The organism is Ruegeria sp. BK1, from assembly GCF_056535645.1.
On the sequence record NZ_JBQFIS010000002.1, the window covers coordinates 136,596 to 149,014 of the forward strand.

Annotated in this window: 10 protein-coding genes; 7 read left to right on the forward strand and 3 right to left on the reverse strand. The window is 58.7% G+C overall.

Annotation, left to right across the window (positions count from 1 at the left end; all coding sequences use genetic code 11):
• The first annotated feature begins 69 nt into the window (after nt 1-69).
• The 5 genes from ACR3E7_RS19155 (at nt 70) to ACR3E7_RS19175 (ending at nt 4,409) form a co-directional block, all read left to right on the forward strand.
• Nucleotides 70-237 (forward strand): hypothetical protein, encoded by a 168-nt coding sequence (locus ACR3E7_RS19155; RefSeq protein WP_480504018.1) that lies wholly within the window; start codon nt 70-72, stop codon nt 235-237.
• Complete coding sequence (gene boxA, locus ACR3E7_RS19160; protein ID WP_480504019.1) at nt 234-1,424, forward strand: benzoyl-CoA 2,3-epoxidase subunit BoxA; 1,191 nt, start codon at nt 234-236, stop codon at nt 1,422-1,424. The genes ACR3E7_RS19155 and boxA overlap by 4 nt, the downstream gene beginning before the upstream one ends.
• The gene (locus tag ACR3E7_RS19165; protein WP_480504021.1) at nt 1,424-1,870 is read left to right on the forward strand and encodes an acyl-CoA thioesterase; all 447 of its coding nucleotides are present in this window, start codon (nt 1,424-1,426) and stop codon (nt 1,868-1,870) included. The genes boxA and ACR3E7_RS19165 overlap by 1 nt, the downstream gene beginning before the upstream one ends.
• A gap of 64 nt (nt 1,871-1,934) precedes the next feature.
• Nucleotides 1,935-2,855: a helix-turn-helix transcriptional regulator gene (locus ACR3E7_RS19170; protein ID WP_480504022.1), complete on the forward strand. Its 921-nt coding sequence runs from the start codon at nt 1,935-1,937 to the stop codon at nt 2,853-2,855.
• Between the two features lie 51 nt (nt 2,856-2,906).
• Complete coding sequence (locus ACR3E7_RS19175) at nt 2,907-4,409, forward strand: enoyl-CoA hydratase-related protein (RefSeq protein ID WP_480504023.1); 1,503 nt, start codon at nt 2,907-2,909, stop codon at nt 4,407-4,409.
• Nucleotides 4,410-4,412: 3 nt separating this feature from the next.
• On the opposite strand, the gene ACR3E7_RS19180 is transcribed toward ACR3E7_RS19175, so the two are convergent.
• A complete protein-coding gene (locus ACR3E7_RS19180; RefSeq protein WP_480504025.1) occupies nt 4,413-6,143 on the reverse strand; it encodes a GMC family oxidoreductase in 1,731 nt (576 codons plus the stop codon).
• A gap of 137 nt (nt 6,144-6,280) precedes the next feature.
• Nucleotides 6,281-7,228: an AraC-like ligand-binding domain-containing protein gene (locus tag ACR3E7_RS19185; RefSeq protein ID WP_480504026.1), complete on the reverse strand. Its 948-nt coding sequence runs from the start codon at nt 7,226-7,228 to the stop codon at nt 6,281-6,283.
• Nucleotides 7,229-7,397: 169 nt separating this feature from the next.
• On the opposite strand from ACR3E7_RS19185, the gene ACR3E7_RS19190 reads away from it, so the two are divergent.
• Nucleotides 7,398-8,429 (forward strand): carbon-nitrogen hydrolase family protein, encoded by a 1,032-nt coding sequence (locus ACR3E7_RS19190; protein WP_480504028.1) that lies wholly within the window; start codon nt 7,398-7,400, stop codon nt 8,427-8,429.
• Nucleotides 8,430-8,497: 68 nt separating this feature from the next.
• The gene (locus ACR3E7_RS19195) at nt 8,498-11,032 is read left to right on the forward strand and encodes a hybrid sensor histidine kinase/response regulator (RefSeq protein WP_480504029.1); all 2,535 of its coding nucleotides are present in this window, start codon (nt 8,498-8,500) and stop codon (nt 11,030-11,032) included.
• 183 nt (nt 11,033-11,215) lie between these two features.
• On the opposite strand, the gene ACR3E7_RS19200 is transcribed toward ACR3E7_RS19195, so the two are convergent.
• Entirely contained in the window at nt 11,216-12,247 is a 1,032-nt protein-coding gene (locus ACR3E7_RS19200) for a sterol desaturase family protein (protein ID WP_480504030.1), read from the reverse strand.
• Between the last annotated feature and the right edge of the window lie 172 nt (nt 12,248-12,419).

The window sequence follows — 12,419 nt, forward strand, 5'->3', positions numbered from 1 at the left end:
TTTGGCAGGGTAGTGGGGACCCCCTCTGCCCGCCGCATCTTGCCAGCCAACGCGGGAAGGACATGGATGATGGCAGCGGAACGTTCCGCACTCAGCGCAGACGAGGCCGAGATACAGCCCAATCACTCGGTGATCCGGGGGCGTTGTCTTGGCTGTGACACCTGTACCGGAATCTGCGCTGCACTTATCGACGCCATGACCCTTCCCGCCCTTATCCAGCGACGGCATAAATCATGAACAAACCCATCAAACAGCACCTGATCGACCCGGAAATCTGTATCCGTTGTTACACGTGCGAGATGACCTGCCCCGAACAGGCCATCGAACATGACGACAACAACGTGGTTGTGAATGCGGATCTGTGCAACTTCTGCATGGATTGCATCCCGGTCTGTCCGACCGGATCAATCGACGAATGGCGCGTGGTGACCGAACCTTACAGCCTGGAACAGCAATATGAGTGGGAGGAGTTGCCGGAACAGGAGGATCTGGGCTCGGATGACGCCGACACCGGGATAGAGGCGCTGGATGATGCGATGGCCGCGTTGCTGGCCGATGCCCATAAGGGTGCTGGTGGCAAATCCAAGGCCCCGGCCACGGCATCGAAACCCACGATCAACCTGTACAATTTGGGCAAACCTGTTCAGGCCGTTGTGCAGGGAAATTACCGCCTGACCGAGGCGTCCTCGGACAGTGATGTGCGCCATATCATTCTGGATTTTCAAGGTCACCCGATGCCGGTTCTGGAAGGCCAGTCGATCGGGATCATTCCGCCCGGCACCACAGGCGAGGGGCAACCGCATCTGCCGCGGCTCTATTCCGTGTCCAGCCCGCGGGATGGCGAACGGCCCGGTTTCAACAATGTCTCACTAACCGTCAAACGCGAAGAGGGCGGCGTTTGCTCGAACTATATCTGTGATCTGAAAAAGGGTGATGCGGTCAATGTCACAGGTCCATTCGGGTCGACCTTTCTGCTGCCTGATGATCCCGACGCACGTATCCTGATGATTTGTACCGGGACCGGCTCGGCCCCGATGCGCGCCTTTACCATGCGCCGTCAGCGCAAGGTGGGCACGATCCACGGTGGCATGACGATGTTCTTCGGGGCGAGAGCGCCCGACAGTTTGCCCTATTTCGGACCGTTGCAGAAAGTGCCCAAGACGCTGTTGGATCAGCACCTGGTATTCAGCCGGCAAGAAGGTCAGGACAAGGAATATGTTCAGGACAGGATGCTGGCCAAACGGGACATCGTCGCCGACTTACTGCAAGACTCCAACAGCTATGTCTATATCTGCGGCCTGAGGGATATGGAGGACGGGGTTGAGCAGGCCCTGACCGAAATTGCGGCGGGCGTAGGGCAGGACTGGACCGCGCTACGGGACCAGATGCGCGACTCCGGTCGGTACCACGTGGAGACCTATTGATGTCGGCCCGGCCAGCCTCGGCCTATCGACATGATATACGGGTGACATGGGGCGATTGCGACCCAGCCCGCATCGCTTATACCGGGCGCCTGCCATGGTTCACGCTGGATGCGATCAACGCCTGGTGGGAAGAGCATCTGGGTCAGGGCTGGTACCAGCTGGAACTGGACCGCAATGTCGGCACGCCCTTCGTCCGGCTTGAGATGGACTTCAAAGCGCCGGTCACGCCCCGGCACACGCTGGCCTGTCACGTATGGCCCAGTCGGTTGGGCACATCCTCCATCACGTTTCGCGTCGATGGCGAACAGGACAGCCAAATATGCTTTTCGGCCCAAACGGTCAGCGTCTTCATCGTGGCGGACGCGTTTGAAAAACGCCAACCGCCGCAGGATATCCAAGACCTGTTGGCTCCGTTTTTGCATGACGCCGGGCAGACCGGGACATAACCATTTTCCTTTTTGGTCCGGCGAACGTATTGTGCATTATTATACACATTCGGAATTGCGGAACATGGCGGAAATTACAACCTTCAGCGGGGTGTCGACCCAGATCGACACGGAATCCGAGATCGAACGCAGCATCTCGGCGCTGATGGTGCAGGTGGGCGAACGGGTCCGCAGCGCGCGTGAACGCAAGGGCATTTCTCGTCGGGTTCTGTCCGAAAGCTCGGGCGTGTCACAGCGCTATCTGGCGCAGCTTGAATCCGGGACGGGGAATATATCGATCGGGTTGCTGCAACGTGTGGCGCATTCGTTGGATCACCGGATCGAGTGGTTCGTGGGTGCCGAAGACCCGTGGAACTCCACCAGCCTGCGCGTGGCCGAATTGTTCTCTGCCGCCGACAGCGAAACGCGTGATCAGGTGTTGCAGGCCCTTTCACCCGACAGCGATCAGGCGGGTCGGGCACAGCGCGTCTGTCTGATCGGGTTGCGTGGTGCCGGGAAATCGACGCTGGGCAAACGGGCCGCTGAACAACTGGATGCGCCGTTTCTGGAGCTGAACAAGGAAATCGCCCTGCACGGCGGAATGCCGATTGATGAAATCCTCGCCCTTTACGGGCAAGAAGGGTACCGCAAGCTTGAGGCTGGATCGCTGGACCGAGTGATCGAAAACTATGACCGCGTGATCTTGGCCGTGGCCGGTGGCATCGTGTCCGAGCCCGAAACGCTCAACAAGTTGCTATCCAGTTTCCATACGATCTGGCTGAAGGCCTCGCCGCAGGAGCATATGGACCGGGTGCGCGCGCAGGGTGATGAGCGGCCCATGGCGGGCAATGCCGACGCGATGGAGCAGCTGACTTCAATTCTGGCCAGCCGCGAGGTTCTCTATGCGCGGGCGCGGTTCATGCTGGACACGTCGGGGCGGGCGCTGGACCAGTCGCTGAATGAATTGGTGACGATGATCCGGACGCAAAAGCTGTTGGATGCGTGACCTAGGACTATATCCACACAAAAGTGAACTATAACGCAGAAGGAGCCGATGATGGCCGTGGATGTCTGGCGTCAGGGGGCCGTTGGGTTTGTCAGGCTGAACAACCCGCCTGTGAATGCCATCGGTCTCAGCGTTCGGCAGGGCCTGTGGGATGCGTTGGCTTGGGTTCAGGCACAGAAAGGTCTGTCGCGGGTGGTACTGCATGGATCGCAACGCGTATTTGCTGCGGGCGCGGATGCGCGAGAGTTTGACGCGCCGCCGGTTGCGCCGCATTTGCCGGAGGTTTTGAATGGGATCGAGGCCTCGGACGTGCCGTGGGTTGCGGCGATAACGGGGGTTGCGTTGGGTGGTGGGTGTGAGCTGGCGCTGGCTTGCCGCTATCGGATCGCGGCGCCGGGTGTCCGGATTGGCCTGCCCGAGGTGACGCTGGGCGTGGTGCCCGGCGCGGGCGGCACGCAACGCTTGCCGCGCCTGATCGGGATTGCGGCGGCGGTTGATTTGATTGCAACTGGCAAGCCCGTACCCGCTGAACAGGCCGAAGCCTTGGGGCTGGTGGACGGTATCGCAGAGGACCCGGTGGATGTTGCGCGGCTTCTGGATGTAGGCACGCTGGAGCTGTCTGTGCCACCCGGATTGCGGGACTGGCCTGCCGCAGATGACACGGCGATTGCGGCCGTGCGCGCCGATGTCGTGCAGCGGATGCCCCACCAGATCGCGCCGCCTCGGGCGATTGATCTGGTGGCCCTGTGCGCCACGACCCCTTTGTCGGACGCAATGGCCCAAGAACGCGCCGCGTTTCTGGACTTGCGGCAAGGCGCACAAGCCCGCGCCCTGCGCCATATCTTCTTTGCCGAACGCGCTGTGCGGGGGCAGGACACCCCCAGCACTAGCCATATCGCAAATCGTATTCTTGCCCGGTACCACGAAGCGGCGGATACGGTGCTGATGGATGGCTCGACCCCGTGGGAGGTGGACGAGGCCATGGTCGAATTCGGCTATACCATGGGCCCCTACGAGGCGCAGGACCTGACCGGAGTGGACATCGCCCTTGCCAATCGCCGTAAAAACGCCTCGCGCGACCCGAACCGTCGATATATTCCCATCGCGGACCGGATGATCGAATTGGGTAAACTGGGCAAAAAGGTCGGCGCAGGCTGGTATCGCTATCCCGGCGGGGGCGGCAAGGTCGAGGACCCGATTGTGGCCGATCTCGCGCTGGAAGAGGCGCATTTTGCCAAGATCACCCGCTGCGATTACTCCGCAGATGAGATCACGGACAGGCTGCTGAGTGCCATGATCAACGAAGCGGTCGCCCTGTTGGACGAAGGCATCGCAACCTCGGCCCGCGAAATCGATTGTGCCAGCGTGACAGAACTTGGCTTTCCACGCTGGCGCGGCGGGTTGATGCATTATGCAGACACAATCGGGGCCAAGACCCTTCTGGCGCGATTGGAGACCTACGCGCAAGAAGACAGCCTGGCCTGGGCGGTCAGCCCATCCCTGTGGCGGTGCGCCGACCAGGGTATTTCCCTGTCCGACCGCTTTCCCGGCTAAGGCCTAGCCGATCAGGATATCCGCCATCCGTTCGCCAATGATCACGGTGGGCGCCATCGTGTTGCCGGTTGAAACGCGCGGCATGACCGAGGCATCGGCGATGGACAACCCCTCAAGCCCATGAACAGAGAGGTTACCGTCGACGACGGACATCTCATCCCGACCCATTTTGCAGGTGCAGCTTTGGTGGAAATAGGTGCCTGCTGCGTTGCGGGCGAAATCCTTCAGGCTGGCCTTGTCCAGCGACCCTGGCATGACCTCGCGCTTGGCGTATTCGGCCATTGGCGCGGCGTTGCCGATTTCACGGCACAGCTCGATACAGGTGGTCAGGGCGGTCAGGTCGGCCTCTTCCCGCAAGAACCCGCCGTCGATGGCAAGGGGAGCGGTCACATCAGCGCTGGTCAGGCGCACGCTGCCGCGGCTTTGCGGGCGCACCAGACCCGGCGCAATGGTCCATGCACCGGGCGGAACCTCGGTCTGCACGCCGGTGACTTCTGATGCATAGGGCACCTCGATGTGGAACGGTTGCAGGTCGGGCGTGTCCAATGACGCGTCGGATTTCCAGAAAAACGTGGCCTCGGCGGCGCTGTTGGCGGGGGGCAGGGGGGTGTTGTATTCCCAGATGCACCCGGCGGCCAGAATGTGGTCCTGAAAATTCTGACCGACGCCTTGCAGGTCGTGTTTGACCTCGACCCCAAGTGGTTTCAAATCCTGCGCCCGGCCGATCCCTGATTGCATCAGGATGCGCGGTGAGTTGATGGCCCCCGCCGACAGGATCACCTGTGATCCGGCGGTGATAGACTGAACCTGACCATCCTTTTCGAAGGTAACACCCGTCACCTTGGTGCCATCCATCGTCAGCGCATGCACGGTCGCCCCGGTCAACAGCGTGATATTGGGCTGGGCCAATGTCTCCCACAGGTAAGAGGCGGGCAGGTTCAGGCGTTGACCGTCGCGGATGCGCACATTGGCCAGTGCCGCGCCGCCGTCGCCCTCCATCATCGCGCCGTTCATGTCCTCGAATGCGGGGATGCCCACGGTCCCGCAGGCCTCGACAAAAGACTGGGCCGAGGGGTTGATGTTGCGCACCTGATCCACGTAAAGGCGCCCTCCGGTTCCGCGTCGGTCGGGGTCGGGCGCGCCTTGCCAGTCCTCGATCCGTTTGTAGATCTCCAGCACCGAGGCATAGTTCCACGCGTCGTCTCCGGTTTCAGCGGCCCAGAAATCGAAGTCATTCTTGTGCCCGCGTGCCCAGATCATCACGTTGATCGAGGACCCGCCGCCGACAACTTTGCCCATCGGCAGGATCAGAGAGCGGCCATTCAAGGCATCGCTGGGGTCAGCCGAGTAACCCCAATCCCGCTCGGACCGGATGTTTGTCGGCCAGAGCAGCGGGTTTAGCACCGCGTCGATCTGGTCGGTTCCTCCGGCCTCAAGCACCAGAACGCTGGCGTCGGTTTCAGCGGCCAACCGGCCTGCAACGACGGTCCCGCCCGAGCCTGATCCGATGACGATATAGTCATATTGCGGGGCCAGTGCCTGTGCGTTGTAGCGCTGAGTGATCGCCGCATCGCCCAGGGTTTGCGCTGCAGCCTGAACCGCCAATGCGCTTGCCCCTGTGGCAAGGGCCAGCTGAACAAACCGGCGGCGGCTGATCCGGCCATGCAGCAGACCCGCCTGTAGCGCGTTGAACATATCTCCGGCCAGCAGGTCCAAAGTTGGCTTCAATTTCATCTGTGTCTCCCTGTTTTCAAACGGTCCGTTGCTGCGCAACGGTCATGTCTTTTGGTCCGGCCAAAGGGCCGGTTTGGAACGGGGCGAACCCCATCTGGGTCGGAAACTCCTTCAGTGCGGCGACAGGACCCCGAGGGTCACGCGCATCGCATCCGGTAGTCGCGGGGCGTCACTCCGTATTGCGCTCTGAAGTTCCGGGTCAGGCTTTGGTGATGTCCAAACCCCCAACGCAGAGCGATTTCGTTGATCGACATGCGCGCGCAGCGCGGGTTTCGCAGGTCGTCGGCGATCCGGGCAAGCCGCATTTTTCGGATAGTGGACGAGATCGACCGGTTGTCTCGTCCATAAATCTCAGTCAGCCGCCGAACCGACATGCCCATCCCGGCCGCCAGCACGTTCCGGTCAAAAGACGGATCGCGCAGGTTGGCTTGAATGGCGGCATCGGAGCGCAACAGAATCTGCTGTTCGGGCTTGGACAGCTCGAACGCTGTTTCCCCGAGCGAGGCCAAACCGGTCACGAACAGGTCAAGGATGGTCGTCTGCATTGCGTGTTGCACGGCCTCACCTGCGGTATCTGCGGCCTCGACCAGTTGCACCACGCTGGACCCCGCAACGCGCCCGATGGCGCTGTTCCCGGACACTGTGATCCCGGTGAACTGATCCGCATTGGGCAGATGGGCCAGCAGGTCTTCGCGTGGGATTTGCACGACCAACTGACGGAACCCGTCCTGCAGGTCGATGCTGTAGCGATCCGTGCTGCTGTAGAGTGTGAAATCGCCGGGCCGCAGATGAGCCGCGCGCCCGCATTGGCTGATGGTGCCCTCTTTGGCGATTTGCAGGCTGATCAGAAAGCTTTCCTCGCTGGCGCGTGAGACGTCCTTCTGACGGCGGCGCACCAGTTGCTGGCTGCCGGTCACAAAGGATGTGGACAGGCGCGACATACGGTTGAGTGAGATCTCGCCGTCGAAGGCCTCGGGGCGGTCGCAGTGGCAATCGAGCATAACGTAAGCGTCGCAAACCGCCTCGCGCCAGAATGCAAACCTGTCTTTCCGCCGAACGCTATTGGTGCTGAGCAAAGACGTCATGTTGGAAACCCCATCTCCCGTCAGTTTTCTATCATGAAACCGTTGTTTCAAGAAACCTTGCCGGTATGTCGCCCATTCTGACCCGTCTTTCCGCCCAGATTGAGAAATCGGCCACCCGCAGATGTGCCACAGTACGGATCAGACCCGACCGATACTGAAGGAGATTGCCATGACTGCCCCGTTTAAAGCCGCCGCCGTTCAGGCCGCTCCCGCCTTTCTTGACCTGGATGCGGGGATCGACAAAGCGATCAAACTGATCGAAGAGGCCGCTGCGCAGGACGTTAAGATCATCGCTTTCCCTGAGACCTGGCTGCCCGGTTATCCCTGGTACATCTGGCTGGATGCGACCGCGCTTTACATGCCGTTGGTGCCGAAATACGCGGCAAACTCGATCGTGGCGGGCAGCCCGCAGGATAAACGGCTGGCGCAGGCCGCGCGCGACAACAACATGCATGTGGTGATGGGGCTGTCGTGGAACGTGAACGGCACGCTTTACATGGGTCAGTGGCACTATGGGCCGGATGGCGAGGTCATCTCGCGTCGGCGCAAGCTGAAACCCACCCATGTTGAGCGCACGGTTTACGGCGAAGGTGATGGCAGCGACATGGTGGTCTATGACACCGATCTGGGCCGGGTCGGGGCCTTGTGCTGTTGGGAACATATTCAGCCTTTGAACAAATACGCGATGTTTGCGCAGAACGAACAGATCCACATCGCCGCCTGGCCCAGCTTTTCGGTCTATGAAGGTGGGGCCTATGCCCTGGGCCCCGAGGTCAATTCCGCCGCCAGCCAGGTCTACGCAGTCGAGGGGCAGTGCTTCGTGCTGGCCGCCTGTGCAACCGTGTCCGACGAAATGGTTGAAGCGCTGTGCGACACACCGGTCAAGCAGCAGCTTTTGAAAAAGGGCGGTGGTTATGCTCGGATTTTCGGCCCCGACGGATCGCCTTTGGGCGAGGTCATCCCGCCGGACCAAGAAGGGTTGGTGATTGCCGAGATTGACCTGAACATGATTGCCATTGGCAAGGCAGCAGCCGATCCCTGCGGGCATTATTCGCGCCCTGACGTGTTCAGGCTGATGTTCAACAACAAACCCAGCCCGCCGGTCATGGCTTTTGACAATGAAGACGCGCGCGAATTTGCGGGCGCAGATTGTCGGACCGCATCACAAGCATCGCAGGACGGTGCCGAAACCGCGACATGATACGAACCTGATCCGGCGCATTGAACACAATTGATCGCGCTCGGCAGATAATCCTTGCAAGGGGAAGGATGCACCTGATCTTGTGTCCAGATGCTGGCGAGCTTTTGGGGGGAAAGAGCGTGCAGGACGGGCAGGACAAAGACTACGAACGCGAGCTGCGAATTCACGAGGCACTGGACGTTGCGTCGACGACGCCTGTATTTGCACTGTCTTTCCTGATGGCTTTTGTCGTTATGATTTTGCAGTTCGGCCCTGCAAACCTGACGCTTCCCGCGGTCGTATCTTTGGCATTGTTACTGGCCATGAATGTAATGGGGATGAAAAGTTATTACGCGCTGCGTAATAAGCCCAGGCCAAAGTCGATCTCGAAACGTCGCTTGAAAGTTATCCTCATTACCTCCGTGATCCTTGGAACAACATGGGGTTGCTTCAATTTTTTCATGATGCCGGTTTTGGCACCGCACGAACAGATGGTTCTGTATCTGTTCGCCTTTATCGGCGCGTTTGGCGGTTCTACGACTTTTTCGCTGAGGGTGACGTGGGGCTTCTCCAGCCCGGTCCTGTTTCTGACCTGGCTGTCCATGCTGCTGTGGGGACCGCTGGAGTGGTATTTCAACACGCTCACAATCTTGGGCACGGTTTTGGCGATTACGCAGCTCACGTTCCTGACCAGAAAAAGCGCAATCAACGGGATCAAGTTGAGTTTGGCGAATACCAAAGCGCTGAACGAACAACTTAAGGCCGAAGGCCGGATACGTGAACTTGCTCGCATCCCTGAAGAGAACCCCAACCCAGTCTTGCGAATCAGTGATGAGGGCAAGCTTATCTACGCCAACCGGGCCAGCGCACCATTGATCAAGGCGCTGGGTTTCAAGGTTGGCGCGCAGGTCGCAGCCGAATGGCGCGAGCGGGTCTCGCGCGGCATGACCGAGGACGAGCGGCAGGATTTCGAACATGCCGCCGGCGACTTGATCTACGCGCTGTTGCTTTGGCCGGTCCCGGATGGGGGCTACGCGAATGTCTACGGCCGCGACATCACCACACAGAAACGGGTCGAAAGTGAATTGCGCGTCGCCCGCGACATTGCAGAGGCGGCCAGTCAAACCAAAAGTTCGTTCCTTGCCAATATGAGTCACGAGCTGCGCACGCCCCTGAACGCCATCATCGGTTATAGCGAGTTGATGCTTGAAGAAGCGATAGACCAGAATGATGAAGCCAACCTGAACGACCTGAAAAAGATTCAGTCCGCAGGGAAACATCTGCTGGCGTTGATCAACGACGTTCTGGACCTGTCCAAGATCGAAGCGGGCAAGATGGAGTTCACTCTGGACACGTTCGACATCTCTCAGATGATCAACGACGTCAGTACCACGGTGCAACCTTTGGCCGAGAAAAACGACAACACGCTGGAAATCTCGTGCCCCGAAGATTTCGGCGAGATGGTTTGTGACCTGACAAAGGTCCGACAGGCGCTGCTGAACCTACTGTCCAATGCCTGCAAGTTCACCGAAAACGAGAAGATCACGCTGTCGGTCGTGGAGTCTAACGAAGGCGGTCAATTGGAATTTGCCGTTACCGACCGTGGGATCGGTATGTCACCAGAGCAGGTTGACCGGATTTTCGATGCCTTTACACAGGCCGATTCCTCGACCACGCGCAACTATGGCGGCACTGGGCTGGGTCTGTCGATCACCAAAGCCTTTTGCGAGCAACTGGGCGGCGATATTCACTGTGACAGCACGTTGGGTGAAGGGTCGACCTTTACCATCCGGCTACCGCGCATCTGCAAGGACCCGTCCGCTGATCTGTTGCAACGGGCCGAATATACCGAGGGCAGCGTGAACAGCGATCCAAACGCGCCGCTTGTTCTTCTGGTTGATGACGATCCGACTGTGCATGATCTGCTGGGGCGGCGTCTGGTTCGCGAAGGCTATCGCGTGCTGGCTTCGACCAACGGTGATGAGGCTTTGGAACTAGCACGGACAACGCGGCCTGACGCTATCACTCTGGATGTTTTCATGCCCGAGATCGACGGCTGGGCAGTGTTGTCCAAACTGAAAGAAGACCCAGAACTGGGGAATATCCCGGTTATCATGCTGACTTTCGCCGAGGACCGAAAACGGGGCCTGTCTCTCGGGGCCAGCGAGTATCTGGACAAGCCGATCGACACAGTCGCGCTGCTGAAGGCCCTCAAAGAGCATTGCCCAACGCAACCAACCCCGACTGTCCTGGTTGTCGAAGACGAAGCTGCAACCCGCGAATTGATCTGCCGCGTCCTCGGCCGGGAGGGTTGGCAGATCGACGAGGCCGTCAACGGGCTGGACGCGTTGCAACGCTTGTCTGAATCTGTTCCAGACGTGATCCTCTTGGACCTCATGATGCCCGAAATGGACGGGTTCGAGTTTCTGGCCGGAATGAAGAAAAACCCCGACTGGAAAGATATACCGGTCATCATTGTGACCGCCAAAACCCTATCCAGCGAGGATCGAATACGCCTGAATGGATCGGTCGATACGCTGATCCAAAAGGGTGGGGACGAAATTGAAACCATTCTTGCCCAATTGAATGAGATTCTGCTCACCTCCAGGTCTGAGGAAACGTGAGCAGAAGAACTCTTTTTAACAGCTCGATTGGTGGAAACACACCTTGGGCCAGACCTTTCCAGCCGAGCGCAGCCAGAGCGTGTGAAGACTTCGCGATCCAGCTTGGCTATATGATTGCGGGGTTCTATTCCAGATAAAGCGCTGTTGCCCCCGCGATCTGAGGTGCAGCAGCGAAAGTGTTGCTCATTCTTGGCGGCTGCGCATGGCTTTGGCGCGCTCTGTATGCAGCTTGCGGAAATATTCGTCAGATTCGGGGGTGCCGTCATGAAGGCTGCCGAACCATTTATCCAGGGGCACGTTGCTTTCGCCGAAATTTACGTTGTGATAGCGGTGGTGCAGATAGTGCATATAGCGGTCATTGCGCAGGGCCAGCTCATCTCCAAACACGATTTCATCGAATCCTGAATGGCTGACTGCAGGGCCGAGGGCAGTCTGGAACCCGTTGAACATCATGTGCAGCGGATGGCTGGGTACGATCACGTGAATCAGCATGCATGAGAAATAGATCAGATGTTCAACCGGATGCATTGCCAATCCGGACCAAGGGCCGACATTCACGTTCTTGTGGTGCAGGAAATGTATCCAGTCATACAGTGGTTTCCAATGGATCAGCCGGTGAATCCAGTAGAAGTGAAAGTTGCGCCAGAACGGAATTGCCATCATGAGAAGGCAGAACAGGATCGGATGCTCGGCCGGATCAAGATAGGGCATCCAGCCATTTGCATAGCCCCACCACAGGAAACATTCGTAACCGGTCCAGATCAGTGTACCGACCTGCGCCCAGAAAATATTGTCCCAGACCTGATCACCGAAAAGGAAAGTCGCGTTGTTCTTTGCCTGCCAGTTGGCGTTGTACTTTTTTAGACGCCCCTGCATTTTGAAACCGCAGAACCACAGGTGGATTATCCCAGTCCAAACCCAGATCAGCACAAGATTGCGCAAGAATATTTCACCCATCCAACCAAGTTGGAAAGTTTCCATGCGCGACAGTTCTGGCGTGAACCAGACATAGCAGACGCCTATCAGGACCATGTAAATGGCAAACCACGGAAAGAAAAACCCCGGAAAACCGGTTAGCCATCTGAATATCTTCGGGAAATTCAGCGGATCGTCCAGCAGCGGTTCAAGAAAAACCGGGCGGCCCGACCACCATTCACCACGGCGGTTTCGTTCCTGACCATGTTCGTCAATCGTGATCTTGGGCTTTTTCGCCATTTCATGTCCTTCCCACACCCAAACCCGGAAAAAAGGGCGCTACTAACCTTATACTCGGATAGAGAGGAGCCTGCATTCCGTCAACAAAAGTTTCGAAACTGTCTTGGAATGGCGAAAAAATAGACATCTCCCAAAATAATCTTGACGTGACTTCAACCTGTCCTTACGCCTT